Source organism: Nakamurella leprariae (assembly GCF_016918035.1).
GTDB classification, from domain to species: Bacteria; Actinomycetota; Actinomycetes; order Mycobacteriales; family Nakamurellaceae; genus Nakamurella; species Nakamurella leprariae.
Genome location: NZ_JAERWK010000016.1, coordinates 274838 through 301378 on the forward strand (window position 1 = coordinate 274838; position 26541 = coordinate 301378).

At 74.2% G+C, this 26541-nt stretch carries 25 protein-coding genes and 1 pseudogene; 11 read left to right on the plus strand and 15 right to left on the minus strand.

Going from position 1 to position 26541, the window contains the following annotated elements:
- Window positions 1-2: 2 nt before the first annotated feature.
- On the minus strand, window positions 3-929 hold the full coding sequence (locus tag JL106_RS13535) for a Gfo/Idh/MocA family protein (RefSeq protein WP_205261234.1): 927 nt from the start codon (window positions 927-929) through the stop codon (window positions 3-5).
- Window positions 926-1632, minus strand: a pseudogene (locus tag JL106_RS22560) (class I SAM-dependent methyltransferase). The gene JL106_RS13535 and the pseudogene JL106_RS22560 overlap by 4 nt, the downstream one beginning before the upstream one ends.
- Before the next feature lie 79 nt (window positions 1633-1711).
- On the opposite strand from JL106_RS22560, the gene JL106_RS13550 reads away from it, so the two are divergent.
- Window positions 1712-3040, plus strand: coding sequence for a M18 family aminopeptidase (locus JL106_RS13550; protein WP_205261237.1), 1329 nt, complete (start codon window positions 1712-1714; stop codon window positions 3038-3040).
- A gap of 284 nt (window positions 3041-3324) precedes the next feature.
- Window positions 3325-3723, plus strand: a complete 399-nt coding sequence (locus JL106_RS13555; RefSeq protein ID WP_205261238.1) for a response regulator — start codon at window positions 3325-3327, stop codon at window positions 3721-3723.
- Between the two features lie 208 nt (window positions 3724-3931).
- On the opposite strand, the gene JL106_RS13560 is transcribed toward JL106_RS13555, so the two are convergent.
- Window positions 3932-5593, minus strand: coding sequence for a nitrite/sulfite reductase (locus JL106_RS13560; protein WP_205261287.1), 1662 nt, complete (start codon window positions 5591-5593; stop codon window positions 3932-3934).
- A gap of 417 nt (window positions 5594-6010) precedes the next feature.
- On the opposite strand from JL106_RS13560, the gene JL106_RS13565 reads away from it, so the two are divergent.
- Together JL106_RS13565 and JL106_RS13570 are read left to right on the plus strand one after the other, a co-directional pair.
- Window positions 6011-7294 carry a DNA recombination protein RmuC gene (locus tag JL106_RS13565; RefSeq protein WP_328842346.1) on the plus strand — a complete coding sequence of 428 codons (1284 nt, stop codon included), beginning with the start codon at window positions 6011-6013 and terminating at the stop codon, window positions 7292-7294.
- Window positions 7291-7740: a DUF6542 domain-containing protein gene (locus JL106_RS13570; RefSeq protein ID WP_205261239.1), complete on the plus strand. Its 450-nt coding sequence runs from the start codon at window positions 7291-7293 to the stop codon at window positions 7738-7740. The genes JL106_RS13565 and JL106_RS13570 overlap by 4 nt, the downstream gene beginning before the upstream one ends.
- 39 nt (window positions 7741-7779) lie before the next feature.
- Here JL106_RS13570 and JL106_RS13575 read toward each other — a convergent pair whose 3' ends face one another.
- Window positions 7780-8736: a 4-hydroxy-3-methylbut-2-enyl diphosphate reductase gene (locus tag JL106_RS13575; protein WP_205261240.1), complete on the minus strand. Its 957-nt coding sequence runs from the start codon at window positions 8734-8736 to the stop codon at window positions 7780-7782.
- 56 nt (window positions 8737-8792) lie between these two features.
- Window positions 8793-9971, minus strand: a complete 1179-nt coding sequence (locus JL106_RS13580; RefSeq protein ID WP_205261241.1) for an SLAC1 family transporter — start codon at window positions 9969-9971, stop codon at window positions 8793-8795.
- Between the two features lie 95 nt (window positions 9972-10066).
- Here JL106_RS13580 and JL106_RS13585 point away from each other — a divergent pair, with 95 nt between their 5' ends.
- The 4 genes from JL106_RS13585 to JL106_RS13600 all read left to right on the plus strand — a co-directional run bounded on the left by JL106_RS13585 (window position 10067) and on the right by JL106_RS13600 (window position 13518).
- The gene (locus JL106_RS13585) at window positions 10067-11002 is read left to right on the plus strand and encodes a LysR family transcriptional regulator (RefSeq protein ID WP_205261242.1); all 936 of its coding nucleotides are present in this window, start codon (window positions 10067-10069) and stop codon (window positions 11000-11002) included.
- A 70-nt stretch (window positions 11003-11072) separates the two neighbouring features.
- On the plus strand, window positions 11073-11867 hold the full coding sequence (locus tag JL106_RS13590; RefSeq protein WP_205261243.1) for a lipid droplet-associated protein: 795 nt from the start codon (window positions 11073-11075) through the stop codon (window positions 11865-11867).
- A 107-nt stretch (window positions 11868-11974) separates the two neighbouring features.
- Window positions 11975-13252 carry an exodeoxyribonuclease VII large subunit gene (xseA, locus tag JL106_RS13595; protein WP_328842350.1) on the plus strand — a complete coding sequence of 426 codons (1278 nt, stop codon included), beginning with the start codon at window positions 11975-11977 and terminating at the stop codon, window positions 13250-13252.
- Window positions 13249-13518, plus strand: coding sequence for an exodeoxyribonuclease VII small subunit (locus JL106_RS13600; RefSeq protein ID WP_205261245.1), 270 nt, complete (start codon window positions 13249-13251; stop codon window positions 13516-13518). The genes xseA and JL106_RS13600 overlap by 4 nt, the downstream gene beginning before the upstream one ends.
- A gap of 53 nt (window positions 13519-13571) precedes the next feature.
- On the opposite strand, the gene JL106_RS13605 is transcribed toward JL106_RS13600, so the two are convergent.
- The gene (locus tag JL106_RS13605; RefSeq protein ID WP_205261246.1) at window positions 13572-14171 is read right to left on the minus strand and encodes a DUF4245 domain-containing protein; all 600 of its coding nucleotides are present in this window, start codon (window positions 14169-14171) and stop codon (window positions 13572-13574) included.
- Window positions 14172-14304: 133 nt separating this feature from the next.
- On the opposite strand from JL106_RS13605, the gene JL106_RS13610 reads away from it, so the two are divergent.
- Window positions 14305-15708 (plus strand): class II fumarate hydratase, encoded by a 1404-nt coding sequence (locus tag JL106_RS13610; protein WP_205261247.1) that lies wholly within the window; start codon window positions 14305-14307, stop codon window positions 15706-15708.
- Window positions 15709-15836: 128 nt separating this feature from the next.
- Here JL106_RS13610 and JL106_RS13615 read toward each other — a convergent pair whose 3' ends face one another.
- From JL106_RS13615 to JL106_RS13650, 8 genes are all read right to left on the minus strand, one after another.
- Window positions 15837-16334, minus strand: coding sequence for a cupin domain-containing protein (locus JL106_RS13615; protein ID WP_205261248.1), 498 nt, complete (start codon window positions 16332-16334; stop codon window positions 15837-15839).
- Window positions 16331-17062 carry an alpha/beta hydrolase gene (locus JL106_RS13620; RefSeq protein ID WP_205261249.1) on the minus strand — a complete coding sequence of 244 codons (732 nt, stop codon included), beginning with the start codon at window positions 17060-17062 and terminating at the stop codon, window positions 16331-16333. The genes JL106_RS13615 and JL106_RS13620 overlap by 4 nt, the downstream gene beginning before the upstream one ends.
- Before the next feature lie 99 nt (window positions 17063-17161).
- Window positions 17162-18043, minus strand: a complete 882-nt coding sequence (locus JL106_RS13625; protein WP_236007573.1) for an ABC transporter ATP-binding protein — start codon at window positions 18041-18043, stop codon at window positions 17162-17164.
- Window positions 18040-18945, minus strand: a complete 906-nt coding sequence (locus tag JL106_RS13630; RefSeq protein ID WP_205261250.1) for an ABC transporter ATP-binding protein — start codon at window positions 18943-18945, stop codon at window positions 18040-18042. Before JL106_RS13630 ends, JL106_RS13625 begins: the two co-directional genes overlap by 4 nt.
- On the minus strand, window positions 18938-19867 hold the full coding sequence (locus JL106_RS13635) for an ABC transporter permease (RefSeq protein ID WP_205261251.1): 930 nt from the start codon (window positions 19865-19867) through the stop codon (window positions 18938-18940). Before JL106_RS13635 ends, JL106_RS13630 begins: the two co-directional genes overlap by 8 nt.
- A complete protein-coding gene (locus JL106_RS13640; RefSeq protein WP_205261252.1) occupies window positions 19867-20946 on the minus strand; it encodes an ABC transporter permease in 1080 nt (359 codons plus the stop codon). The genes JL106_RS13635 and JL106_RS13640 overlap by 1 nt, the downstream gene beginning before the upstream one ends.
- Before the next feature lie 121 nt (window positions 20947-21067).
- On the minus strand, window positions 21068-22627 hold the full coding sequence (locus JL106_RS13645) for an ABC transporter substrate-binding protein (protein ID WP_205261253.1): 1560 nt from the start codon (window positions 22625-22627) through the stop codon (window positions 21068-21070).
- A 127-nt stretch (window positions 22628-22754) separates the two neighbouring features.
- Complete coding sequence (locus JL106_RS13650; protein ID WP_205261254.1) at window positions 22755-24137, minus strand: NtaA/DmoA family FMN-dependent monooxygenase; 1383 nt, start codon at window positions 24135-24137, stop codon at window positions 22755-22757.
- A gap of 482 nt (window positions 24138-24619) precedes the next feature.
- Between JL106_RS13650 and JL106_RS13655 the strand changes: the two genes are divergently transcribed.
- Window positions 24620-25507 (plus strand): LysR family transcriptional regulator, encoded by an 888-nt coding sequence (locus tag JL106_RS13655; protein WP_205261255.1) that lies wholly within the window; start codon window positions 24620-24622, stop codon window positions 25505-25507.
- 29 nt (window positions 25508-25536) lie between these two features.
- On the opposite strand, the gene JL106_RS13660 is transcribed toward JL106_RS13655, so the two are convergent.
- Window positions 25537-26142: a hypothetical protein gene (locus JL106_RS13660; RefSeq protein WP_205261256.1), complete on the minus strand. Its 606-nt coding sequence runs from the start codon at window positions 26140-26142 to the stop codon at window positions 25537-25539.
- Window positions 26143-26448: 306 nt separating this feature from the next.
- Here JL106_RS13660 and JL106_RS13665 point away from each other — a divergent pair.
- A partial coding sequence (locus JL106_RS13665; RefSeq protein WP_236007660.1) for an acylglycerol kinase family protein occupies window positions 26449-26541 on the plus strand: 93 nt, incomplete at its 3' end.

Here is a 26541-nt window from a genome sequence, read left to right on the forward strand (position 1 = left end):
GTCTAGGTGCCGGTGACGGCCTGCTCGGTCAATCGGGCCAGGTACCGGCCCCGTTCCGCGTCCAGCGGATGCGGCCGGCCGGTGCGCACCGCCGCCGCGAACTCCGCGGTCAGCGCCCGACGGGCGGCCGGGTCGTCGCCGGCCACCGGGTCGGTGAGGGTGACCTCGCCGCCGGCGGTCAGCACCGAGGTGCGGAACGTCATGCCCTCGACCGGCGCGGTGATGGACAGGATGGCCTGGCTGACCGCGCCGCCCCGGTGGGTCACGTCCAGCACCACCCAGTCGGTCCGGCCACCGCCGTGCTTCCGTTCGACCTGTGGGGTCGGGGCCCGGCGGACCTGTTCGATCCGCCCCACCCCGGCGTCCAGCAGGTCGAGCACGTGCGGCGCCAGATCGGGCAGCGCCCCGTGCTGCTGCCGCCACGGCGTCGCGAACATCCCGCCCTCCCGGGCCGCCGACGAGATGAAGACGGCCTGCCCGGCCACCGGACCGGCCGGCGCGACCCGGGCCAGGAAATCCCGCACCAGCGGGGAGAACCGGTTGGTCAGGTTCAGCACGCTGATCACGCCGGCGACCCTGACGGCATCGGCGACCCGATCGGCCTGCTCCAGGGTCAGCCCCAACGGCTTGTCCAGCAACAGGTGTCGCCCGGCGGCGGCCGCACGCACGGCCAGGTCGGGTTGCACGTCCGGCGGCACCGCGAAGGCGACCGCCTCGCACCGGCCGAACAGTTCGTCCAGCGAGGCGCACGCCTTGGCCTGGTACCGGTCGGCCAGCGCTGTCGCCGCCTCCGAGCGGCGGGCCCACACGGCGGTCAGCCGGGTCCGCGGCCCGGTGGCCAGCGTCGGCGCCCAGAACTGCTGGGCCCACGGCCCCGCGCCGACCAGACCGACCCGGACCGGCGGCAGCGGCGATCCCGGCCCGGTCATGCGGTCACCGCCGCGCCGTCGGTCCCGGGTCCGGTGCCGTCCTGCACGTCGGCCGGCGGGGTGCGTCGCAGCACGCTCACCGCCCAGCCCGGGATCGGGCCGGGGTCGTCCGGCCACGGATCCAGGTGCCAGGTGGCGAACCGGTGCTCCAGCGTCAGGCCGGCCGCCGCGGCGTCCCGGTCGAAGTCGTCCAGGCGGTACTCCCGGTCGGTCGCGAAGCCGGCGACGAGCCGACCGCCCGCGGCGAGCACCGCGGTCAGCCGGGCCAGCACGGCCCGCTCGGTGCCGGGAGCCTGGAAGACCAGCACGTTGCCGGGCAGCGCGATCACGTCGAAGGCCTCGGGGGCCCCGCCGCGCGCAACGCGGCGGGGGTCACGTCGAGCAGGTCGAGCTCGAGCAGCGGGACGCCCGGGTACCGCCCCCGTCCCACCGCCAGTTGCCCGGCGTCCCGGTCGATGCCCAGGGCCCGGTGGCCGGCCCGGTGCAGCGCGGCGGCGATCCGGCCGGTGCCGCAGCCGGCGTCCAGCACGGCCGCGCCCCGCGGCGCCAGCGCATCGACGAAGCGGGCCTCGCCCTCCAGATCGTCGCCCCGTTCGAAGGCCCGGCCGAACCGGTCCACGTAGGCCTGCCAGGACGGCCCGGTCATGGTGGTGTCCCACCGGGTCGGGCCCGCGGCCCCGGTGACCTCCGAACGCTGCGTCATCGCCCCAGTGTCCCCGGTCGCCGGCTCCCGGACCGCCCGAGGTCGCGGTCGCGTCCGACCGCTCTGCCAGGATCGCCGCATGACGACCGCCCCCGCCGCCGGCCAGGACGACCTCGAGCGCGCCGGTCTGGCCGACCTGGCCGCCTTCCTGCGGGCCTCGCCCGGGCCGTTCCACGCGGTCGCCGAAGCGGCGACCCGGCTGCGGGCCGAGGGCTTCACCGAACACCGCTGGCCCCGACCGGGCGCGCCGGGCGACGACCCGCTGCGACCCGGCGGTCACTGGCTGGTCCGCGACGGGGCCCTCATCGCCTGGGTGGTGCCCGCGGGCGCCACCGCGGGCGCGCCGCTGCGGATCTTCGCCGCGCACACCGACTCTCCCGCACTGCGCATCAAGCCGCACCCGGACACCGGCGTCGCGGGGTGGCGACAGCTCGGCGTCGAGGTCTACGGCGGCGCGCTCTGGAACTCCTGGCTGGACCGGGACCTGGGGCTGGCCGGCCGGGTGGTGCTGCGGGACGGCACGGTGCTGCCGGTGTTCGTGGACCGACCGCTGCTGCGGGTGCCGCAGTTGGCCATCCACCTGGACCGCAGCGTCAACCAGGGCCTGACCCTGGACCCGCAGCGGCAGCTGACGCCGGTGTGGGGTCTGGGCCGGGTGGCCGCGGGTGACCTGCTCGAGTTCCTGGCCGCCGAGCTGGGCGTCGCCGCCGGTGACATCGCGGCGCACGACCTCATCACCGTGGAGCTGAGCCCGCCGGCGCTGCTCGGCCGCGACCGGGAGCTGTTCGCCGCCGGCCGGCTGGACAACCTGGTGTCCGTGCACGCCGGCCTCGACGCGCTGCTGCAGCTGCGGGCGGCCGATCCGCAGCCGGACGCCCCCATCTCGGTGCTGGCCGCGTTCGACCACGAGGAGGTGGGCAGCGACACGGCCACCGGCGCCGGCGGGCCGCTGCTGGGATCGGTACTCACCCTGTTGGCCGGCGGCGACCAGGCTCCGGGTGTCCGCGCCGGGGTCTTCGCCGAGTCCCGGTGCCTGTCCGTCGACGTCACGCACGCCGTGCACCCCGGCTACCTGGACCGCTACGAGCCCGAGCACCTGTGCCTGCCCAACGGCGGTCCGGCGCTCAAGGTCAACGCGGTGCAGCGGTACGCCACCGACGCCCCCGGGGCGGCCGCGTGGACCCGGGCGTGCGCCCGGGCCGGCGTGCCCAGTCAGGTGTTCGTCTCCCGCAACACGGTGCCGTGCGGGTCGACGGTGGGGCCGATCCTGGCCACCCGGCTGGGCATCCGCACGGTCGACGTCGGCATCCCGGTGCTGTCGATGCACTCGGTCCGGGAGCTGTGCGGGGCGCAGGACCCGGCCCGGCTCACCGCCGCGGCCGTGGCCTTCCTGTCCGATCCGGTCTGAGCGCACCCTCGGTCAGCGCAACCGGACCGGGTCCGGTCGGTCCACTGCGGACCGCCCGTCCCGCGTCGAGGTGACGCGGAGTGACCACGCAAGGGTCGACGGCGCTGCTGCGACACCCGGTCCGGGGATGGCCGGGGAGCGCCGCGGCCCGGCACACTGGACCGACCCGGCGCGGGCAGTCAACGCCCCCGGATCGGCCCAACCAGCGGTCCGCCTCTCCCAGCCCATCGCGCGCGTCCGGTCGTCGGGCTCGGCGCTGTGAGCCGGTCGGAACTGGAGTCCCCGTGTCGTTCCCGCTGCGTGCTCCCCGCGAGCCGGCGTGCGATGGCGGTCCCGACGAGGTGGTGCTGATCGTCGAGGACGACCCGGATCTGCTGGAACTGCTGAGCATCTGGTTCCGTGGGGAGCACCGCACCGTCATCGCTGCGCTGTCCGCCGATGAGGCGCTGGCCCGGACCTCCGGCGTGATCGTCGATCTCGCGGTGGTCGACCTGATCCTCGGTGGCCTGCTGGACGGTTGGCAACTCATTCCGTTGCTGCGCACCCAGCACGCCGGGACCCGGATCGTCATCTGCTCGATGCTCGACCCGGAGGATCACCCGGCTGCCGACGAGACCCTGCCCAAGCCGTGTTCGCGCGGGGACGTCAGCCGGTTGCTCCGGCGTCTGGAGCAGGCGAGCTGATCCCGTCGTCCGCGGGTCGGGCGCCGGCACCGGGCTCGCCACCCCCAGCCAACCCGATGAACCGGACCGCGAACACCCGTCCGCAACTGCGGCACCGCCACGCGCCGTGCGACGCCTCGTGCGGCCACAGGTCGGTCTCGCCGCAGTACGGGCAGTACTGGGCCGGAGCCCGGTTCTCAGTCACCGCGGCCGCCCGGTCATCGCTCGGTCATCGCAGGGCCGTCTCGTCGGCGCGCTGCACCCACTGGGCGAACCGCTCCCCCGGCTCCCGCTCCGCCTGGAACGACCGCACCACCCGCTCGACGTAGTCGGCGACGTCGTCGCCGGCCAGCTTCTGGCCGCGCAGCTTGCGCCCGAACCCTGCGTCCAGCCCGAGACCGCCGCCGAGGTGGACCTGGAAGCCCTCGACCTGCTCCCCCGCCGGCGTGGTGACGATCATGCCCTTGAGCCCGATGTCGGCGATCTGGGTCCGGGCGCAGGCGTTCGGGCAGCCGTTGAGGTTGATGGTCAGCGGCACGTCCAGGTCGCCGAGCCGGGACTCCAGCTCGTCGACCAGCGCGATGCCCCGGGCCTTGGTCTCGACGATGGCCAGCTTGCAGAACTCCAGCCCGGTGCAGGCCATCATGTTCCGCCGGAACGTCGACGGCGTGGTGGACAGCCCCAGCTCGGCCAGCCCGGCGGTGAGCGAGTCGAGCTTGTCGGCGGCGATGTCCAGCAGCACCAGTCCCTGGTCGCTGGTCAGGCGGAGCCGTCCCGAGCCGTGCGCCTCGGCCAGGTCGGCCAGCCGGGTCAGCACGGTCCCGGAAACCCGGCCCACCGTGGGGTTGACGCCGACGTACCACCGCCCGTCGCGCTGCGGGTGGACACCGACGTGGTCGCGGGCTCCGGTGGCCGGGACCGGGGCCGGCCCGTCCAGCAACGGCCGGTGCAGGTACTCCTGCTCCAGCACCTCCCGGAACCGCCGCACGCCCCAGTCCGCGACCAGGAACTTCAGCCGGGCCCGGTTGCGCAGCCGCCGGTAGCCGAAGTCCCGGAAGATCGACACGACGCCGGCCCACACGTCCGGCACCTCGCTGAGCGGCACCCAGGCTCCCAGCCGCTGCGCGAGCATCGGATTGGTGGACAGTCCGCCGCCGACCCACAGATCGAAGCCCGGGCCGTGCTCGGGGTGCACCACGCCGACGAAGGCCACGTCGTGGATCTCGTGCGCGACGTCCTGCCGGGGCGACCCGGAGATCGCCGTCTTGAACTTGCGCGGCAGGTTGGAGAACTCCTCGGTGCCCACGAACCGGCGCACGATCTCCCGGATCGCGGGGGTGCCGTCGATGATCTCGTCCGCGGCGATGCCGGCCACCGGCGAGCCGAGGATGACCCGCGGGGTGTCCCCGCAGGCCTCGGCGGTGGTCAGGCCGACGCCTTCGACGGCCGCCCAGATGTCCGGGACGTCCTCGATCCGCACCCAGTGCAGCTGCACGTTCTGCCGGTCGGTCAGGTCGGCGGAGTCGCGGGCGTACCGGGAGGACACGGTGCCGATGGTGCGCAGCTGCTCGGTCGTCAGCAGGCCACCGTCCACCCGGATCCGCAGCATGAAGTACCGGTCCTCGAGCTCCTCGGGGGCCAGCACCGCGGTGCGGCCGCCGTCGATGCCGGGAGCGCGCTGGGTGTACAGCCCCCACCAGCGGAACCGGCTGCGCAGGTCGGTGGGATCGATGCCGTCGAAGCCGGTGTGCCGGTACGTCGACTCGATCCGAGCCCGGCAGTGCAGGCCGTCGTCGTCCCGCTTGGCCCGCTCGTTGGGGTTCAGCGGCTCGCGATGGCCCAGCGCCCACTGACCCTGGCCGCGCCCGGCGTCGGGACGACGGTGGTGCAGCCCCGCCGCCGGGGTCTCGGTGCCGCCCGGCCCCGGACCACCGGGCGGGCCGGGCAGCGCGCCGGGCAGGACGGTGGGGTCGTCGACCGACGCGATGAAATCACTCGACACGAGGAGATCCTTGCGGGCAGGACGCCGTCGGTCCGGGGCCAGCCGGCGCGGGCACGGCGCGCGCAGGCGACTGGAACGCAGACCACGAGGCGGAACCGGACGGGGTGGGCGGCGGCACTGATCGGCGGACTCGACGGGCGCGGGTCCGGTGAGCGACGGACCTGACGGGACGACCCGGCCGACCCGCCCGGAGCATACAGACGGGCCGCCGCCGGGCCGGTGAGCTCGCCCCGGTGATCAGCGGTGATGCGCCGGGGGCGGGGCGGACGGCCGGACTTGTCGGTGGTCCCCGGCATGCTCCGCGGCGTGGACCTGGTGCGACTCATCGACGGAACGACCCCCGCCCCGCCGGCGCTGTCCGGCGGGTTGGCCGAACCGGGCCTGCCCACGACGGACCCCGGGACCTCGCCGCTGCTCGTCGGGGCGCTGCTGCTGCTGGCCGGACTGGTGGTCGGCACGGTGCTGGGTCTCCTGCTGGGGCGGTCCCGGACGGCCGGTCGCGGCGACGACCGGCCGGACCCGGTCACCCAGGTCGCCGCCGTCCTCGCGCCCGCCGGGCAGGCGCTGGCCCGAGTGGAGGAACGCCTGCGCGAGGTGGAGCGGGACCGCGCCGGCGCCTACGCCGGGCTGCGTGAGCAGGTCGCCGCGCTGCTGCGCACCTCCACCGAGCTGGGCCAGCAGACCCGGTCGCTGGCCGGGGCGTTGCGGGCGCCGGCCGTCCGCGGGCGCTGGGGCGAGGTGCAGTTGCAACGCATCGTCGAACTGGCCGGGATGGTCGAGCACTGCGACTTCGACACCCAGGTGCACCGACCCGGCGGCGGGCGGTCGGCCGACGAGCGGCGCGGGGTCCGGCCCGACATGGTCATCCGGCTGTCCGGCGGCCGCTGCATCCCGGTGGACGCCAAGGTGCCGTTCGCCGCGTGGCTGGAAGCCCTGGACACCGACGACCCGCCCCGCCAGGCGGCGTTGCTGACCGCGCACGCCCGCGCGATGCGGGCCCACGTCGACGCCCTGGCGGGCAAGGCGTACTGGGAACGCTTCGAGGCGGCACCGGAGTTCGTGGTCATGTTCGTGCCGGGCGAGCCGTTGCTGGACGCGGCGATGACCCGGGACCCCGGGCTGGCGGAGTACGCGTTCGAGCGATCGGTGGTGATCGCGACGCCCACCTCGTTGATGGCGCTGCTGCGGACGGTCGCCTTCACCTGGCGGCAGGAACGCCTGTCCGCCTCGGCGGCGCAGATCCACGAGCTGGGTCGCGACCTCCACCGCCGGCTGAGCACGCTGACCGGCCACCTGACCCGGATGGGCACCGGACTGCACCGCGCCGTCGAGTCCTACAACGACCTGGTCGGCTCCACCGAGAGCCGGGTGCTGGTCACCGCCCGCCGGTTCACCGACCTGGGGGTGGCCGGGCCCCCGCTGCCGGAGGTCGTCCCGCTCACCGTGGTGCCGCGCCGGCCCCGGCCCCCGCACGACCGGGCCGGCCGGGACGCCGGGCTCGGCGACCCGTGGCCGGACCCCGCGCCACCGGACACCGCCGTCGGCGACACGGCTCCGTCGCGGGGACCAGGCATTACCGTGGAGGGATGAGTGTTCACCCGCCGACCGCCCGGCCCGTCGCGGCCGCCGCCTCCGCGGTCACCACCCGGCCGGGCATCCACTGGTGGGTCGCGGTGCTCGTCGCGCTGGTCGCTTCGCTGCTGGGCGCCGCGGTCGATGGCATGGCCAGCGGTGCGTTGGGCTGGGGACTGCAGATCGGCTTCGTCGCGGGCGTCGTGGTGGCCGCCCTGCTCATCCGGCGGGACTCGTTGTTCACCGCGATGGTGCAGCCGCCGTTGGTCCTGGTCGTGGCCATCCTGGTGGGCAGCACGGTGTTCGCCGAGACCGGCCTGTACGCGACCGCCCTGCGGGTGGTCGCCGGCTTCCCCACCATGCTGGTCGGGACGGCCGCCGCCGTGGTCATCGGCGTCATCCGGATCGTGGCGCAGCCGAACCGATCGTCCTCGCGACGCCTCGCGCCGCGCGACCCGGCCTGACCGACCGGGCCCCGGACCGCACCCTGCGCGGTCCGTTCCTCAGGCGCGGGCGCCGACCGTGCGCAGTTCGCGCGGCAGCGAGAAGGTCAGCGTCTCGGTGGCCGCGGTGAACTCCTCGACGTCGCCGAAGCCGCGCTCGGCCAACCAGTCCAGGACGCCGGTGACGAGGTCGTCCGGCACCGACGCCCCGCTGGTCACGCCCACCGTCCGCACCCCGTCCAGCCAGGCCGGGTCGATCTCGCCGGCGTCGTCCACCAGGTACGACGACCGGGCTCCCGCATCCAGCGCCACCTCGACCAGCCGCACCGAGTTCGACGAGTTCGTCGACCCCACCACGATGACGAGGTCGCAGTCCGGGGCGATCTGCTTGACCACTTCCTGGCGGTTCTGCGTGGCGTAGCAGATGTCGTCGCTGGGCGGCTGGGTCAGCAGCGGGAACCGGCGCTTGAGCAGGCCCACCGTGTCCAGCGTCTCGTCGACCGACAGCGTCGTCTGGGACAGCCAGACCACCTTGTCCGGATCGGCGACCTGCACCCGGTCGACGTCCGAGGCGTCGTTGATGACCTGGATGGCCTCGGGCGCCTCACCGTGGGTGCCCTCGACCTCCTCGTGGCCGGTGTGCCCGATGAGCAGGATGTCGTAGCCCTCGGCCGCGTAGCGCTTGGCCTCCTTGTGCACCTTGGTGACCAGCGGGCAGGTTGCGTCGATCACCCGCAGCGACCGGTCCGCGGCCTGCTGGTGCACCGCCGGGGACACCCCGTGGGCGGAGAAGACGACGAGTGCGCCCTCGGGGACCTCGTCCGTCTCGTCGACGAAGATCGCGCCGCGCGCCTCCAGGTTCGCCACCACGTGCTTGTTGTGCACGATCTGCTTGCGCACGTACACCGGCGCCCCGAAGCGGTCCAGCGCCTGCTCCACGGTCACCACGGCACGGTCGACCCCGGCGCAGTAACCACGGGGACGGGCGAGCAGGACACGACGGCCGTCGGAAGACATGCCTCCATGGTAGAGACGGACGGGCCGCAGACCGGTCCGGCGACGACCGGAACCGGTCACACCGCGCCCAGCAGCCGGCCGGTCGCCACGCCGTGCGCCGTCCGGGCCACCACCAGCAGCAAGGCCCCGACCAGGCCGACGTACAGCGCGTCGGCCAGCGCGGCCAGCGCGGTCGCCCCGGTGGTGCCGGCCAGCGCCGCCGCCCCGGTGACACAGGTACCGACCGGGAAGGTGAACGCCCACCAGGTCATCGAGAACGGCAACGCGGTCCGGGCGGTGTGCACCGTCACGCCGACGGCGAGGGCGAAGACGAACGCGCCGAACCCCAGGATGACCAGCCCGTACAGCAGGCCGAACGCATGGGCGCCGGCGGCCATCCCGTTCGGCAGCACCCCGTCGGCCCGCGCGCCGAGCAGGACCGCCGCGGTGGCCGACTGGCCGATCATCCCGAGCGTGATCCAGACGGTCGGCACCGCCGCCGCCGCGCCCACCGTGCCGAGCACCCCACGGCCCATCAACCGGGCGTAGACCAGGCCCACGGTGAGCAGGCCGACGACCAGCGTCATGCCGAAGAGGGCGTAGCCGGTCAGCAGCAGCGTCAGCCGGAGCTGTCCGGCGGGCAGGTGGGGCACCAGGGCGGCCGCGGTGCTGGCCGACACCATGGGCGGCACCACCGGCATCAACCAGGCCGGCACCGGGGTGCCGCGGGACTCGTCAGGCCGGAGCATCGTGCGCAGCGGCACCAGCACGCAGGTGGCCAGTCCAGCCAGCGTCCCGATGAGCCACAGCGCGCCCCCGACGGCCACGGCCGCGGTGCTGCCGAGCAGCGGCGACCCGAAGGCCACCGTGCCGGCGCCGACGGTCAGCACGGCCATCGGCGCCGCGCCGGTGAACTGGCCCATCACCGGGTGGTCGATCGCGGCCCGGGCGGCGGCCCGGTGCCAGCGCCAGTGTCCGGCCGTCGCAGCGGCCAACGTGATGAGCAACGCCGTGGCCAGCAGCCAGACGGCGATGGCGACCGGACGGATCACGTCGTGTATCCCGGCGCCGACCGGCAGCACGGCGGCCGCGTTGGCCACGATGCCGGTGCCCATCACCGCCGCGAACCAGTTCGGCGTGAGCTGGGCCAGCGCCGTCCCCCCACGGACCAGACCGGCCAGCCCGGACGCGACCGGGCCGGCCGCGGCGGCGGTGACCGCGGCCGGCCGGACGCGGGTTCCCTCGGTGATCGACATGCCTCCACCCTCGGCCGCGCCGCGGTCCGCCGGTAGCCGGTGGATCATGGTGATGTCCCAACCGTTGGTTGTGACTGGTGTGGTTGCATGACCGTGTGCTGAGCGCCCGGGTGCCCGATCTGGCCGACCTGCAGCTGCTGCTGGCCGTCCAGCGCGCGGGCAGCCTGGGGGCGGCCGGCGTCGCCCTGGGCATCAGCCAGCAGGCCGCGTCCGCGCGGATCCGGGCGCTGGAGCGCCGCGTCGGCTTCCCGGTCCTGGTCCGCACCCGGCGCGGCTCCCGGCTCACCGACGCCGGCGGGCTGCTGGCGCAGTGGGCGGACGCGGTGATCCGGGCCGCGACCGAGCTGGACACCGGGATCACCTCGCTGCGGGGGGAGCGGGACGCCCACCTGCGGGTCGCGGCCAGCCTCACCGTGGCCGAGCACCTGATGCCGCGATGGCTGCTGGCGCTGCGGGACGATCAGCTCGCGCTCGGCCATGCACCGACCAGCATCGAGCTGGCCGCAGTCAACAGCGAGACCGTGGTGCGGCGGGTCCGCGACGCCGAGGTCGACCTCGGGTTCATCGAGTCGGCGCAACCACCGGTCGACCTCCCCGCACGGGTCGTGGCCATCGACGAGCTGGTGCTGGTCGTCCCGCCCGGGCACCGGTGGGCCGGCGGCTCGATCCCGCCGGCCCGGCTCGCGGCCACCGCACTCATCAGCCGGGAGGCGGGCTCCGGTACCCGGGAGGCGCTCGACACCGCGCTCGCCCCGTTCCGCGACCCGGACCACCCGGTCGCCCCGGCGCTGGAGGCCAGCAGCACCGCCGGCGTCCGGGCCGCGATCGTCGCCGGCACCGCTCCGGGCGTGCTGAGCGTGCTGGCCGTGGCTGACGACCTGGCCCTGGGCCGGCTCGTCCGGGTGCCGGTGACCGGCCTCGACCTGCACCGACGACTGCACGCGGTGTGGCGTTCCGGCGCCCACCCGCCGGCCGGACCGGCCCGCGACCTGGTCGCGCTCGCCGCCCGACTCGGCACTCCTGGATCCTGAGCGCCCTCCCACCCGTCGGACGCGCGCAACAGCCGTCCCGATCGATCAGCCGTGGTGGCAGGCTGGGGCCATGGCCATCACGCTGCCGACGCCCGTCTACGTCGCCGCCGGACTGCTCGCCACCGGGATCGACCGGGTCCGCCGACTGCCCGAGGAACTGCCGACCCTGCCGGTGACCGTGGCCGGCAGCGCCGTGCGCTGGTCGATGAAGGTGCAGCAGGAGCTGGCCGCGCTCGCCGGTCGGGGCGAGCAGTTCCTCGCCGACCTGACCGGGCGGGAGGAGGACAGCCCCGCCTGGGCCCGCTTCGACGACGACGAGGACGATGCCGCCGACGCTGCCGCCGACGATGCCGCCGACGCTGCCGGCGCCATGGACCCGGCCGACGCAGCGACCACCGTCGCCGGGGAACCGGTCCCGGCCACGCCGGCCTCGACCGCACCCGCCGGGGCGACCGAGGACGCCGGACCGACCCCCGTCGCGCCGGGAACGCCCTCGGACGACGGCGCCCCGGTCCCCCACCGCACCGGCGGTCGCCGGACCGCTCGCGCCGCCGCCCCGACCGCTCCCACCGGTGCCGCACCCGGTGCGATCGTCACCGAGCCCGCCGAGGGCGCGGTCGTCGCCGACCCCCCCGTCATCGATCCCGCCGCACCACCGGCCGGGCTGGCGTCCGGCACCGCCCGGATGGATGCCGTCCCGGACTACCCCAGCCTGACGCTCGCCCAGCTCAAGGGCCGGCTGGGCGAGATGTCCGCCAGCCAGGTGCGGGACCTGCTCGAGTTCGAACAGCAGCACGAGGCGCGGGCGCCGTTCCTGACGCTGCTGACCAACCGGCTGACCACGCTGGGCACCACCGACCGGTGACGGCCGCCTCAACCCCCAGGGCGTCGACCCCCGGGGCGTCAACCCCCGGTGCCCCGTCCCGACCGCCCGCCACGGCCGCCGAGACCAGCCGCGAGTACCCGTGGCCGGTGCGGGCACTCACCCAGCGGATGACCGAGTACATCGCCCGGGCTCCCGCCGCCTGGGTGGAGGGACAGATCGCGCAGATCTCGCTGCGACCGAACAGCTCGGTGGGGTACCTCACCCTGCGCGACCCGGCCGTGCCGATGTCGCTGCAGCTGACCTGCTCCCGGTCGGTGCTCATGGCCCTGGACGCGCCGCCGGTCGAGGGCTCCCGGGTCGTCGTGCACGGCAAGTTCGAGTTCTACCCGGCGCGCGGATCGCTGTCGCTGCGGGTCGACGAGCTGCACCCGATCGGCCTGGGTGAGCTGCTGGCCCGGCTGGAACGGCTGCGCCGCTTGCTGGCCGCCGAGGGCCTCACCGCCCCGGCCCGCAAGCGCCGCCTGCCGTTCCTGCCCAGGACGGTCGGGCTGGTCACCGCCCGGGCGAGCGCGGCCGAGTCCGATGTGCTGGCCAATGCCCGCGCCCGCTGGCCCGCGGTCGAGTTCCGGATCGAGCACGCCACCGTGCAGGGCGTGAACGCGGTGCCGACCCTGATCGAGGCGCTGACCCGGCTCGACGCAGACCCGGACGTCGAGGTCATCGTGCTGGCCCGAGGCGGCGGCAGCGTCGAGGACCTGCTGCCGTTCTCCGACGAGACGCTGTGCCGGGCGGTGGCCGCCTGCCGCACCCCGGTCGTGGCCGCCATCGGGCACGAACCCGATCATCCGATCGTCGACGACGTCGCCGACGTGCGGTGCTCCACCCCCACCGACGCCGGCAAGCGGGTGGTGCCCGACGTGGCCGCAGAGCTGCGCGGGGTGCAGCAGTGGCGGGAGCGCGCCCGGCGGGCGCTGCTCGGCTGGGTCACCACCGAACAGGTGCGCCTGCACCGGTTGACCACGTCGTGGGCGATCACCGAACCGCTGGCGCCGCTGCAGCAGCGTGCCGACCAGGTCACCGGGCTGCAGACCCGGGCCCGGACCGCGCTGCTGCACGCCCTGGACCGGCAGGACCGCGACCTGGCCCACCGCCGCGCGCAACTGGCCGTCCTCGGCCCGGCGGCCACCCTGGCCCGCGGCTACGCCGTCGTCCAGCTCGACCCGGAGCACCCGGGCGGCCCGGTGCTCCGGTCCGTCGACCAGGCCCCGGACGGCACCCCGCTGCGGATCCGGGTGGCCGACGGCTCGGTGCTGGCCCGCACGGTTGGCCCGCCGCGGCCGGCCGAGACCCGCACCCCGGCAACGCCCGCCGAGCACGCGACCGGCGGCCCGAGCGCCGCCCCCGAGCAGGAGACATCCCGATGAGCCGCTCCGCACCGCGCGCGACGCCCCCCACTGAGCCCGCCGAGGCCCCCGCCCAGCAGGGCGACCCGGTCAGCTACGAGGCGGCCCGGGACGAGCTCGCCGACGTGGTGGGCCGACTGGAGGCCGGTGGCCTCTCCCTGGAGGAGTCCCTGACCCTGTGGGAGCGCGGCGAGCACCTGGCCGCGGTGTGCACCCGGCTGCTCGCCGGGGCGCGCAGCCGGGTCGAGGACGTGCTGGCCCGGGCCGAGGCCGCCGACGAGGACTAGGACCGCGACGCCGGCCACCCGGGGCTGCCGTCGGTCCGGCGACCAGCTCGGCGTCAGGAGGTCGGGACGCCGATCGCCCGGCCGGTCGCGGCGGCCAGCGCGGTGAAGTCGTCCGGGGTGGCGCTGCCGGTGATGAGCAGGACCACCTGGTCGGCCGAGTCGGTGGCGGGCGTGGTCAGGTACCACGCGGCCTCGCCCCGCCGGCCGGTGGTGACCGTCCAGTCCCGACCGTCCACGGCCCGCACGCCGGACGCGGTGCGGCTCCGCGCGTCCGACGGGTCGTCGTCCAGCTCCGCGGCCAGCACCCGGGCGGTGTCCCCCTGGGCCTGGATGAGCGTGATGAAACTGCCGGCCGGGGTGATCCACGCGGCGCGTGCGGCCGGCGGTTCGACCGAGCCGGCCTCGATCACCGAGAAGGCGCTGGGCTGCCAGTCCCCCGGCACACCGTCCGGTGTGACCACGTCGAACCCGGTGGAGGCGTCCGCGCGGGCCAGCCCGCCGACCACGTCGGCCGTGGGCGCGGGGCCGTCCTTGGGACCGCCCGGGGCGAAGTCCACCGTGCCGGCCAGCCAGGCGGCGAGCAGCACGACGATCACCAGCAGCCCCATCGACAGGGTCATGTCGCGTCCGGTGCTGGTCCGTCGTCTCGCCACCCGGCCATGGTCCCACGCCGGGACCGGCCCGGGTCGCGATCGACGGGGCGCCGGCCGCCCTCCTGGGTGGGTGTGACCCAGATCAGCTCCGCCGGGGCTCATCCGGCCTCCGAGCCCCGTTAGCCTCTGGCCCATGGCTGAACACGACGGCGAGGTCGAGTACCGCATCGAGCACGACACGATGGGTGAGGTCCGGGTCCCCAAGGACGCGCTGTACCAGGCGCAGACCCAGCGGGCCGTGGAGAACTTCCCCATCTCCTTCCGCGGGCTGGAGCGGTCCCAGATCCGGGCGCTGGCACTCATCAAGGCGGCTGCGGCCACCGTGAACGGGCAGCTGGGGGTCATCTCCACCGAGCGCGCGACGGCCATCGCCGACGCCGCGAACCAGGTCGCGTCCGGCTCCTACGACGGCCACTTCCCGATCGACGTGTTCCAGACGGGTTCGGGCACCAGCTCGAACATGAACACCAACGAGGTCGTCGCCACCCTGGCCAACCAGGCCGGCACGGTGCAGATCCACCCGAACGACCACGTCAACGCCTCGCAGTCGTCCAACGACGTCTTCCCGACCTCCATCCACGTGGCCGCCACCGAGGCCGTGGTCACCGACCTGATCCCCGGTCTGCAGCACCTGGCCGAGGCGCTCGAGGCCAAGGCGGCCGAGTGGGCCGGCGTGGTGAAGTCCGGTCGCACCCACCTGATGGACGCCACCCCGGTCACCCTGGGCCAGGAGTTCGGCGGGTACGCCGCGCAGGTCCGGTACGGCATCGAGCGGTTGCAGGCCAGTCTGCCCCGGCTGGCCGAGCTGCCGCTGGGCGGCACCGCCGTCGGCACCGGCATCAACACCCCGCCCGGCTTCGCCGCCGCGGTCATCACCGAGCTGTCGAACGCGACCGGCCTCCCGTTCACCGAGGCGCGCAACCACTTCGAGGCGCAGGGCGCCCGGGACGGCCTGGTCGAGGCCTCCGGTCAGCTGCGCACCATCGCGGTCGGCCTGACCAAGATCTGCAACGACATCCGCTGGATGGGCTCCGGCCCGCGCGCCGGTCTGTCCGAGATCCGGCTGCCCGACCTGCAGCCCGGCAGCTCGATCATGCCGGGCAAGGTCAACCCGGTGCTGCCCGAGGCCACCCTGCAGGTGTGCGCCCAGGTCATCGGCAACGACGCGACCGTCGCGTTCGCCGGCTCGCAGGGCAACTTCGAGCTGAACGTCATGTTCCCGGTCATCGCCCGCAACCTGCTGGAGTCGATCCGCCTGCTGGCCAACGTCTCCCGCGTGCTGGCCGACCGGTGCATCGCCGGCATCGAGGCAGACGTCGAGCGCTGCCTGGCCTACGCCGAGTCCTCGCCGTCGATCGTGACCCCGCTGAACAAGTACATCGGGTACGAGGAGGCCGCCGCGGTGGCCAAGCAGGCCCTCAAGGAGGGCAAGACCATCCGTCAGGTCGTCGTCGAGCGCGGCCACCTGGAGAACGGCAAGGTCACCCAGGAGCAGCTGGACGCCGCCCTGGACGTGCTCTCCATGACCCACCCGTGATCTAGGAGGAGTCGCGCGAGCGAGGGACGAGCGAGCGCGGGCTCCGACCATCTCACCAGTCGCGCCGACGACGAGACCTCCGGAACCACCACGGCTCCGGAGGCCTCGTTCGTCAGGGCACCCTGGGGTCAGTCCTGCTCGGGCCGCTCCACCGGCGCCCAGAGGCTGGGCAGGTTCACCACGATGCCCTCCTGGCTGGTCCGCGAGATGACCACCACGGCGGGCTCGTCCGTCGGGTTCTCCTCGCGGTGCGGCAGGTACGGCGGGACGAAGATGTAGTCGCCCGGGTTGGTCTCGACCCGGATCTCCTCCTGGCCCTTGGCGAAGACGAACACCGGGTGGCCGGACACCACGTAGATCGAGGTCTCGGCCTCGCCGTGGTGGTGGTCACCGGAGTTGGTGGCCGGGCCGACGTGCGTCTCGCCGGTCCACAGCTTCTCGCTGCCGACCGTCTTGCCCGAGATCGCCTCGTACCGGGTCATGCCCATCGTCTGGCTGGTCTCGCCGGTCAGGTCCTGCGACCGGACCACCCGCAGGTCGCGGTGCCAGACCCCGTTGGCGTCCTGGTGCTCGTGCTCGTGCTCGTCGTGCGGGTGGGTGTGCGCTGCGTGGTCCGTGTCGGTCATCGGGCGTCGTCCTGCAGCACCGGGGCGGCGGCGGGATCGAGCCGCAGCGCCTCGAGGAACTGGACGATCTCGGCGGCCACGCTGCGGTGGGCGACGTCGTTGAGCACGTCGTGGCGGCCGGCGGCGGCGACCACGAGCCGGGCCTGCGGCAGGGCGTCACGGACGGCGCGGGCGCCGGCGACGGGAGCGATCCGGTCGTCGGCACCGTGCACCAGCAGCACCGGCGCGGCGACCACCGGGACCTCGGTCGCGGTCTCGGCCGGGGCGCCGGCGTAGGCGCCGCGGACGAAGCCGGTGTCGCCCTCCAGCCGGCCGCGGTGCACCGGGCAGGCGGAGCGGGCGTCGAGTTCGTCGTCCCAGTCGGCGATCTCGACCGGGTCGGTGGCGCCGGTGGTGACGCCGGCGGCGACCACCGCGTCGACGGCGGAGCCGGCCGCGGCGGCCAGCCGGAGGGCGGCGTCGGCGCCGGTGTCGGAGCCGACCAGGACCAGCGGGTGCTGCTCGGCCGCCGCGAGCTCGGTGAGCTCGGCCACGGCGGCGTCGGCCGGCTGGGTGGGGTCGAGGGTGCGGACCCGGTACCCGTCCACCGACAGCCGGGTGCCGAACCGGGTGTACACGGTGTCGGTCTCGCCGCGGCCGGGCACCACCAGGACGGTGCCGCGCACGGCAACACCCTCGGGCGGCGACCAGGTCAGGCGGTCGGCCGGAGCTGAGGTGACGACGGACATGTCGACGACTTCCCTTCTGGAGAGGACAACGCTGGGACTGGACAACGCTGGACTGGGGGACGCCGGGATCCGGGCGGATCCCGGCGGGTGGCGCCGGGATCAGGCGGGCAACAAGGCCCGGAGCCGTTCGCGCTCGCTGCGGGACAGGCCCTCCCCGTGCAGGGTGGGGGCCGAGCCGACCAGCAGCTGCGTGTAGGGGTGCTGGGGATCGGTGAGCACCTGCCGGGTGGTGCCGACCTCGACGATCTCGCCGCGGTAGAGCACCGCGACCTCGTCGCTGATGCCGGCGACCGAGCCGAGATCGTGCGAGATGAACAGCATCCCGACGTTGCGCTCGGCGCGCAGCCGTTGCAGCAGGTCGAGGATCTGCACCCGGTTGGCCGCGTCGAGGGCGCTCACCGGCTCGTCGAGCAGCACCAGTTCGGGGCCGAGCACCATGGCCCGGGCGATGGTGACCCGCTGCCGCTGACCGCCGGAGATCTCGCCGGGCAGCCGGCTGGCCAGCTCGACCGGCAGGCCGACCAGGCGCAGCGCGTCGGCCACCGCGTCGGTCCGGGCGGCGGCGTTGCCCTCGCCCCGGGCCAGCAGGCCCTCGGCGATGGAATCGCCCACGCTCAGGTCCGGGTCGAGGCTCTGCAGCGGGTCCTGGAAGACGTACTGGACCTGCCCGGAGCGGCGGAACGTGCGCAGCTCCGCGCCGCTCAGCCCGCTGACCAGCCGGCCGTCCACCCGGATCTCCCCGGAGTCGGGCGACACCAGGCCGAGCACGGTGCGAGCCAGGGTGGTCTTGCCGGACCCGGTCTCACCGATGAGGGCGACGATCCGGCCGCGCCGCACCGTCAGCGACGCACCGTGCAGCACCTCGCGGCGGGCCCGGCCGCGGCCGAGCGAGACGACCAGGTCGCGCACGGTCAGCACCTCGTCGGGCAGCTCCGCGCCGGCCGCCGGGGCGTCCGGCCGGGCACCGTTCGGCTGGCTCATGGCCGCTCCTCGTCCCATCGTTCCAACCCGTACTCCGCGTGAGCGCGCATCAGCTCACGGGTGTAGGAGTGCTGCGGGTCGTGCAGCACCTCCTTGGTCGGGCCGGACTCGACCACGACGCCGGACTGCATCACCATGACCCGCTCGCACACCTGCGCGACCACGGCCAGGTCGTGCGAGACGACGACCAGGGCCAGCCCGGTCCGCTCCTGCAGCTCCGCCAGCAGGTCGAGCACCTCGGCCTGGACGGTCACGTCCAGCGCGGTGGTGGCCTCGTCGGCGATGAGCAGGTCCGGGTCACCGGAGATGGCGATGGCGATGAGCACGCGCTGCAACATGCCGCCGGACAGCTCGAACGGGTACTGCCGGAACACCGCGGTCGGGTTGCGCAGCCCGATGTCACCGAACAGCTCGAGCGCCCGCTCGCGCGCCTGGCGGCGCTTCAGCCCGCCCTTGATCCGCAGCACCTCGACGAGTTGCGCGCCGACCGTCATCGACGGGTTCAGGTAGGAGCCAGGGTCCTGGAAGACCGCGGCGATCCGGGTGCCGCGCAACGACATCCACTGCTTGTCCGACAGGCCGAGCAGGTCGGTGCCGTCGAAGGACACGGCCGAACCGGGTGCGGTGTGCACCCCGGCGGGCAGGATGCCGAGCACCGACCGGCAGGTCATCGACTTGCCGCTGCCGGACTCGCCCACGATGCCGAAGGTCTCGCCCCGACCGAGGTGGAACGACACGTCGTCGACGAGGGTGACCTCGCCGTCGTGGTCGGGCGAGAACGCGGTCACGGTCAGGTGGTCGACGGACAGCAGCGGCACGGCCGGCTCGACGACGGTGTGGCCGGCCGGCGCTCCGGCCGCGGTCGGCAGCGCGGCGCCGGACAGGGTGGTGGTCTCAGGCATCGACGGTGCTCCGATCGTCGGGCCGCCCGGCCGGGGCGACCGGACCACCGGCGTTCCGGGCCGCCTTGGCCCGGGCCTGCTTGGCGCGGCGGGCGCTGATCAGCGACCGGCCCGACTGGCCGGTGGCGTCGCGCAGGGCGTCGGCCAGCCCGCTGAGCGCGGCCACCGTGATGATGATGAGCGCGGCGGGCACCAGCGGGCCCCACGGCTTCTGGTACAGGAAGTTCAGGTCGGTGGCCATCATGCCGCCCCAGGTGGGCTCGGGCGGGACGATGCCGATGCCCAGGAACGTCAGCGAGGACACCACGACCAGGCCGGTGCCGAGCATCGAGGCCGTGGTCACCGCGATGGCCGGGGCCACCTTGGGCCACACGTGCCGGCGGATGACGGCCAGCTCGGACAGGCCGGTGAGCCGGGCCGCCTCCACGAACGACGAGCCGATCACGGTCATCGCCGCCGCTCGGGTGATCCGGTAGAACGCCGGTGCCACCAGCAGACCGACGGCGAACATGGCCTGGTGCAGGCCGTTGCCCAGCAGCGCGGTCATGGCCACCGCGAACACCATGAACGGCAGGGTGATGAGGGCGTCCATGACCCGCAGGCTGACCCACTCGAAGATCCGGCCGAACACCATGGACAGCAACCCGGGCAGCACGCCCAGCACCAGCCCGATGCCGACCGCCTCGAGCGCGGCCACCAGCGACAGGGTGGAACCGGCCAGCAGTCGGCTCAGCACGTCCCGGCCCAGGTCGTCGGTGCCCAGCCAGTGGGCGGCCGACGGGCCCTGCAGCATCACCGCCACGTCCTGGTCGTTGGGACCGTAGGGCGCCAGCATCGGGCCGAGGATGCCCAGCAGGGCGATCAGGGTCAGGACCACGATGCAGATGCGGCCGAGCCGCAACTGCCACACCGCACGGATCATCAGATCCCCCGTCCGGCCACCGGGCGCAGCCGCACCAGCATCGCGTTGATGACCAGGTTGAACGCCAGCACCAGGACGATGGCCACGACCAGGGCACCCTGGACGACCGGGACGTCGCCGCGCAGCGCTCCCTCGGCTGCGAACCGCCCGTACCCGGGCATGGCGAAGATGCTCTCGGTGACCACGGCGCCGCCGATGAGCGCCGGGATGCGCAGCCCCAAGGTGGTGATGGCCGGTCCGGAGCCGTTGCGCAGCACGTGCTTGAACAGGATGCGGCGGGGGCTCAGGCCGCGCACCAGGGCGCCGGTCACGTAGTTCTCCTGGTAAGCCGAGACCAGACCGGTGCGCAACTGACGGGCGATGTCGGCCACCACGTCGGCGCTCAGGGCCAGGGCCGGCAGGATGATGCAGGCCAGCCAGCGGCCGACGTCGACGGTCGGTGAGACGTACCCGGCCGACGGCAGCAGCGGGATGGCCACGCAGAACACCACGATGAGCGCCATCGCCATGACGAACGGCGGGATCGTGGCGATGAAGGTGCAGACCACGGTGATGGACCGGTCGATCCAGGACCCACGGGTGAGCGCGGCGAGCAGCCCGAGGGTCACGCCGCCGACGACGCCGATGATCAGGGCCAGGCCGGCGACCGAGCCGCTGACCTCGAGCCGCTGCCCGATCTGCTCGCTGACCGAGATGCCGTTGAACCAGGACTGACCGAGGTCGCCGTGCAGCAGCCCGCCGAGCCAGTCGAGGTACTGCACCACCACGGGCTTGTCCAGCCCGAACCGCGCCTCGACCTCGGCCACCTGCTCGGGCGTGGCCGCGTCCCCCAGCACCACGCCGGCCGGGGACAGGTCGCTGACCGCGCCGAGCACGAACGTCACGAAGGTGGCGAACAGGAAGACCGGGACGACCACCAGCAGGGTGCGGACCACCCAGCGCAGCAGTCCGGTGACCCCGTGCAGGGCGCGGGTGCGGCCGGGACCCGACCCGCCGGTCCCGGGCGAGGTCGGGCCGTCGCCGACCGCGGGAACCCCGGGAGCGACGTCGGTGGTCTGGCCGCCGAGCACGGTCACCATGGCTGGGCCTTCCGTCCTGGTGCCGGCCGTCCGGGTCCGGAACAGCCGATGCCCGACCGCCCGGGTGCCGACGGGGCGGCCTCCGGGCGATCGGACACACGGGGGGTGGGCTGCTGGTGGATCACGGCTGGACCGTGACGCCTTCCCAGCGGTACTGCGAGATGAACGGCGGCAGCTCCGAGACCTTCTCGCTGCGGACGGTGACCCGCGGCGTGTTGAAGGTCGAGAAGCTCGGGTTCTGTTCGACGCCCAGCGCGACGGCCTCGTGCAGCACCGTCTGGTAGTTCGGGTCGTCCAGCGGGGTCTGGCGCACCTTGTCCAGGGCGGCCAGGAACTCGGGCGTGGCCACCTTGCTGGTGTTCATCAGACCCTGCGCGCCGTAGACCACGGTCAGGTTCTGCACCGGGGACTCACGCCCCACGGTGCCGTCCAGCGCGAACTGGGCGTTGCGGCCCAGGTAGACCTCCTGCTGCCAGGTCGAGGACCCCGGCGGCACGATCTTGATCGTCGAGTTCACGCCCACGACCTGCAACTGGGCCTGCACCAGCTCGGCCTGCTGCTGGTTGTACGCGGCGGCGGTGATGGTCAGGTCCAGCGGGTCGTCCGGGCCGTGGCCGGCCTCGGCCAGCAGCGCCCTGGCCTTCTCCGGGTCGTAGGCGAACCGGTCGTCCAGCTCCGGGTCGTAGGCGATGTAGTCCGGCGGGAACGGCTGGTAGGTGACCTTGCCCTGACCGGCGGTGATGACGTCGACCAGCTGCTGGCGGTCCACCGCGTACTTCAGCGCCTCGACCACGGTGGGGTCGTCGACGCCGGGCAGCGTGCTGTTCACGTCGACCTGGTTGACGGTCAGCGTGGGGCTGATGTCGACGCCGAGGCCGGCCGACTTGGCCTGGTCGATGAGCCGGGGCTGCAGGGTGGCCACGTCGATGGCCCCTGACTGCACGGCGGTGACGATGGTGGCCGGATCCGGGGCCACGGTCAGCTCGAGCCGGTCGATGCTGATGTCCGCGGCGTCCCAGTACTCCGGATTGGCCACCATGATGGCCTGCGACTCCGGGATGAAGCTCTCGAACTTGAACGGCCCGGCCCCGACCGGCGCGGTGGGCAGCCCGCTGACGTTCTCCTCGATCGCCTTGGGGCTGACGATCGCCCCGGTCTTGCCGGCCAGCAGCAGCGGCACCTGGTAGTCGGGGGCCTGCAGCTGGACGACCACCGTGGTGGCGTCCGGGGCCTGGACGTCCTTGATGGTGGAGAGCTGGTCCTTGAGCAGCGAGTTGTCCTGCGTCTTGCCGCGCAGCAGGCTGGTGCGGACCGCCTCGGCGTCCAGGGCGGTGCCGTCGCTGAACTTCAGGTTGGGCCGCAGGGTGAAGGTGACCTCGGTGCCGTCGGCGTTGTACTCCCAGGACTCGGCCAGGCCGGGGCCGGCCGTGCCCTGCTCGTCCAGTTGGGTCAGCGAGGCGTACACCAGGCTCAGGGTGTTGATGTCGTTGCCGGTGCTGGAGGTGACCGGGTCCCAGGAGGTCGGCAGGCTGAACGCCCAGCGCAGCGTCGAAGTGCCGCCCTCACCACCGGATCCGCCGCCGCTGCCGCTGTCGGAGGAACATCCGGCCAGCCCAATGGTCGACACCAGTGTCAACACCGCGCCGACCGCGAGGGTCCGGCTCCGGGCAAGTCGCTTCATGGTCGAGCTACTCCAGGTTCTCGTGGGCGCGGCGCACGCGGCCGCGGTCGACGGCGCCGGGCGACGCCGCGCAGGGGGAAGGATCCGGTCGGCGCGCAGGTGGCGCACCGGCTCGGGATAGCGGTCGTCAGGCCTCGACGAGGGTGTCGCGCACGGCCTCGTCGGTGGCCCGCCGGGCCTGGGTCCAGCGGTTCTCCGGGACCGGGAGGCCGAGGTTGCCGCGCAGGGTGTCCGACTCGTACTCCGCCCGGACCAGGCCGCGCTCGCGCAGGATCGGCAGCACCTGGTCGGTGAACTTGGCGAACTCGCTGGGGATGGTCACGGTGATGTTCAGGCCGTCGAAGGCACCGGCCCGGAACCACTCCTCGATGGTGTTGGCCACGGTCAGCGGCGAACCGACGAACGGCGAGCGGTGCTGCTCGGAGAAGAAGGTGACGGCCTGCCGCAGCGTCAGGTTCCGCTCCTTGGCCACCGCCTTGATCCGGTCGGCCTGGGTCTTGAAGCTGTCGTTGCCGAGGTCACCCAGCTCCGGGAACGGCGCGTCCAGGTCGTACTGGCTGAAGTCGTGCCAGCCGAACGGCCGGCCGAACTGGGCCAGCGTCTTGCCGAAGTCCTTGTGCAGCCGCTCGTAGCGCTCGGCCTCGATCGCCTCGGCGTCGGTGTCGGCGATCCACGGCCGCACGCCCGGCTGGATGAGCACGTGGTCGGGGTTGCGCCCCTTGGCCGCGGCCCGCGCCTTGATGTCACGGGCGAAGGCGACGCCGGCCTCCAGGGTCGGGGCGTGGGTGAAGATGCCCTCGCCGATGGCCGCGCCGAGATCGCGGCCCTCGTCCGAGTCACCGGCCTGGAAGATCACCGGCTGCCCCTGCCGGGACCGCACGATGTTCAGCGGGCCCTGCACCTGGAAGAACCGGCCCTTGTGGTTCAGCTTGTGCTGCCGGGACGGGTCCACGAACTGGCCGGTCTCCCGGTCCCGCGGGAAGGCGTCGTCCTCGTAGCTGTCCCACAGGCCCTGGACGACCCGCACGCACTCCAGCGCCCGGGCGTACCGCGACTCGTAGTCGTAGTGCTCGTCCCGGCTGTAGTTCGCCGCGGTGCCGCCGTCCCCGGTGGCCACGACGTTCCAGCCGGCCCGGCCACGGCTGATCAGGTCGACCGACGCCAGGCGCCGGGCCAGGTTGAACGGGGTGTTGTACGAGGTGGTGAGCGTGCCGACCAGCCCGATGTTGGTGGTGGACACCGCGAGCGCCGACATCAGGGTCAGCGGCTCGAGCCGGTTCAGGTAGTGGGGCGGCGAGTCCGGGGTGATGAACTGGCTGTCGACGATGAACACCAGGTCGAACTTGGCCGCCTCGGCCTGCCGGGCCCGGGCGATGTACCAGTCGATGTCGACGCTGGCATCGCCGGGGATCTCCGGGTTCCGCCAGCTGTCGTGGTCGCCGGGCCCGCCGACACCGAACAGCACGGCACCCAGCTTGATCTGGCGGTTCGCGGACTGCGATCGGGGCATGGTGGCTGGTTCCTTCTGGATCGAGCGGCGCTGCGGGTGGTCGGACGGCAGCGCGCGGAGGTCACGCGGACGGGGCCGTGGGCCGGACGGAGCTCCTCCGGGGCGGACCCGGGCCGCTCGGTGCCGACGCACCACCCCGTCCGGCTCGGTCGACCGAGGGATCCGGGGCGGACGCGCGTCAGTGCCGTCCGAGCGCAGGAGCTGCGTTCAGCAGCTGCACATTCGACAACACCCTGCGCTGCAGACCAGCGCCAGGTCGATGGTGCGTCGCTGGGTCAGGCGCGCGGGGCGGCCGGACGCGGGGACGGCGTGCGGATCCGACGACGGGCGTACCCCGTCGGTCATCGTCCCGCTCGCCGCCAGCATGTCCCCCATTGTGGCAGCGCCCGGAACGGGCTGTCCAACCTGATCAGCAGCGCATCGGTGAGGATTCCCGGTCGGACCGATCATCGGACGCGATCGATCGAGTAGCGTTGACCCCCGTGGGCAACCCCGGGACGAGCAAGGTGCTGGACGTCGTCCCGCTGCGCAGCTTCGTGGCCGTGGCCGACTGCGGCGGTCACCACCGGGCGGCCCGGGCCCTGCACCTGAGCCAGTCGACGATCAGTCAGCACATCCGCCGACTGGAGGCGGTGGTCGGTCAGTCGCTGACCGAACGGGACGGCCGCACCACCCGGCTCACCGAGGTCGGCGAGTTGCTGCTCACCGAGGCCCGCCGGATGCTGGCCGCGCACGACGAGATGCTCCGCCGGGTGGCGCTGCAGGCCGATCCCGACCTGGTCGTGGGCGCCACCGAGCACGGCGCCGACCATCTCATCCCGCAGCTGGCCGCGGCCCTGGCCGCCGATCCCGACGCCGGCCGGGTCCGTTTCCGCATCGACCGCGGGACCCCGTTGCGCTCAGCGATCGACCGTGGCGACGTCGACCTGGCCCTGCTCATCGGCGCGGCCGACCGGGAACGGACCGTCGAGGCCGGCATGCTGCCGCTCGGCTGGTTCGCCGCCCCGGGCTGGCGACCGCCGACCCCTGGCGCGGGGCTGCCGCTGGTCGCGTTCGACGATCCGTGCGCCATCCGCAACCGCGCCCTGGAGACGCTCGCGGAGCACGGCACCCGCGCCGAGATGGCTTGCGAGGCGACCAATCTGGGTGGTGTGCTGGCCGCGGCGCGGGCCGGCCTGGGGGTGGCCATGCTGGCCGACGTCGGTCCCGCCCCGGACGGTTTGGTGCCGCAGCCATCGCTGCCGACGCCCCGGCCGGTCCCGCTGGTCGTCCGGTGGCGTTCCGGCCTGTCGGCCGACCTGGCCACCGCGGCCGCCGACGCCGTGCGGGAGCGCGTCCGCACCGCGCCCGCCCTGCGCTCGGTCTCCTAGCCGACCACGTCGGCTGACCGCGCCCCGCGTCACCGGCGCCGCGGCGGTTCCTGTTCGTCCGGGTCGTCGAAGTCGGGCCGCCACTGCTGCGTGCGTGGGTCCTGGTCCGGCTCCGGCTCCGGCTCGTCCTGACCGCTCTGGGTGAAGTCGGGAGTCCAACGCTGCGTCTCGGGTGATCCGGGTCCGCGACCGGCCGGCGGCAGCGACGGATCCGACCACTGCTGGGTGGGCTGGTCGGGTGCGGGACGGCCGGGACCGGGCCGCTGCGGGGACCCGGCCGGCGGGATGAGCCGGGTACGCGGGTCCTGCTGGTCGTGCGGCGGGGTCCATCGGGTGGGGGCGTCCGGCCCGCCGACCTGCCGGGTGGGTGCGTCCGGGTCGCCGGCCAGCAGTCCGTAGGGGTCCTGCTGCGGCGGCGACCAGGACTGCTGCTCCGGCCAGGTCGACCGCGGGGCGGGCGGCACCGGGGGCACCGGCGGCAGGCCCGGCCCGGCGCGGCGCTGCTGGTCCTGACGCTGCTGCTCGGCCTGGGCGGCCAGGGTGGCCTGCTGCTGCCGCCGGGCCTCCTCCTGCTGCCGGCGCCGGTACAGCAGGATGCCGGTGATCAGCGCGGCCAGCACCACCAGGGCCAGCACCAGCCAGAGCCACCACAGCGAACTGCCGCCCGAGGTCGGCGCCGGGCTCGGGGTGGTCGAGGTCGTGGTCGGCGTGCTGCTCGTGCTGATGCTGGAGGGCGTGCTGCTCGACGTGGTCGTCGAGGTGGCGGTCGTCGTCGTCGGCGTGGTCGTGGGGGGGGGGGGGGGGGGGGGGGGGGGGGGGGGGGGGGGGGGGGGGGGGGGCCGGCCCCCCCCCCCCCCGCCCCCCCCCCCCCCCCCCCCCCCCCCCCCGCGGGGGGGCCCGGGGGGGGGGGGGGGGGGGGGGCCCCCCCCCCGCCCCCGCAGCTGGCCATCGTGCCCGGCGGATCCACCAACGTCTTCGCCCGCGCGATCGGGGTCGATCCCGATCCGACCCTGGCCACCGAGCAGATCCTGCTG

Excerpts from the sequence above, each read along its gene's own strand:
- JL106_RS13535 (WP_205261234.1), bottom strand. The coding sequence starts at position 929 with ATGACCGGGCCGGGATCGCCGCTGCCGCCGGTCCGGGTCGGTCTGGTC.
- JL106_RS13550 (WP_205261237.1), top strand. The coding sequence starts at position 1,712 with ATGACGACCGCCCCCGCCGCCGGCCAGGACGACCTCGAGCGCGCCGGT.
- JL106_RS13570 (WP_205261239.1), top strand. The coding sequence starts at position 7,291 with ATGAGTGTTCACCCGCCGACCGCCCGGCCCGTCGCGGCCGCCGCCTCC.
- JL106_RS13575 (WP_205261240.1), bottom strand. The coding sequence starts at position 8,736 with ATGTCTTCCGACGGCCGTCGTGTCCTGCTCGCCCGTCCCCGTGGTTAC.
- JL106_RS13580 (WP_205261241.1), bottom strand. The coding sequence starts at position 9,971 with ATGTCGATCACCGAGGGAACCCGCGTCCGGCCGGCCGCGGTCACCGCC.
- JL106_RS13590 (WP_205261243.1), top strand. The coding sequence starts at position 11,073 with ATGGCCATCACGCTGCCGACGCCCGTCTACGTCGCCGCCGGACTGCTC.
- JL106_RS13600 (WP_205261245.1), top strand. The coding sequence starts at position 13,249 with ATGAGCCGCTCCGCACCGCGCGCGACGCCCCCCACTGAGCCCGCCGAG.
- JL106_RS13610 (WP_205261247.1), top strand. The coding sequence starts at position 14,305 with ATGGCTGAACACGACGGCGAGGTCGAGTACCGCATCGAGCACGACACG.
- JL106_RS13615 (WP_205261248.1), bottom strand. The coding sequence starts at position 16,334 with ATGACCGACACGGACCACGCAGCGCACACCCACCCGCACGACGAGCAC.
- JL106_RS13620 (WP_205261249.1), bottom strand. The coding sequence starts at position 17,062 with ATGTCCGTCGTCACCTCAGCTCCGGCCGACCGCCTGACCTGGTCGCCG.
- JL106_RS13625 (WP_236007573.1), bottom strand. The coding sequence starts at position 18,043 with ATGAGCCAGCCGAACGGTGCCCGGCCGGACGCCCCGGCGGCCGGCGCG.
- JL106_RS13630 (WP_205261250.1), bottom strand. The coding sequence starts at position 18,945 with ATGCCTGAGACCACCACCCTGTCCGGCGCCGCGCTGCCGACCGCGGCC.
- JL106_RS13635 (WP_205261251.1), bottom strand. The coding sequence starts at position 19,867 with ATGATCCGTGCGGTGTGGCAGTTGCGGCTCGGCCGCATCTGCATCGTG.
- JL106_RS13640 (WP_205261252.1), bottom strand. The coding sequence starts at position 20,946 with ATGGTGACCGTGCTCGGCGGCCAGACCACCGACGTCGCTCCCGGGGTT.
- JL106_RS13645 (WP_205261253.1), bottom strand. The coding sequence starts at position 22,627 with ATGAAGCGACTTGCCCGGAGCCGGACCCTCGCGGTCGGCGCGGTGTTG.
- JL106_RS13650 (WP_205261254.1), bottom strand. The coding sequence starts at position 24,137 with ATGCCCCGATCGCAGTCCGCGAACCGCCAGATCAAGCTGGGTGCCGTG.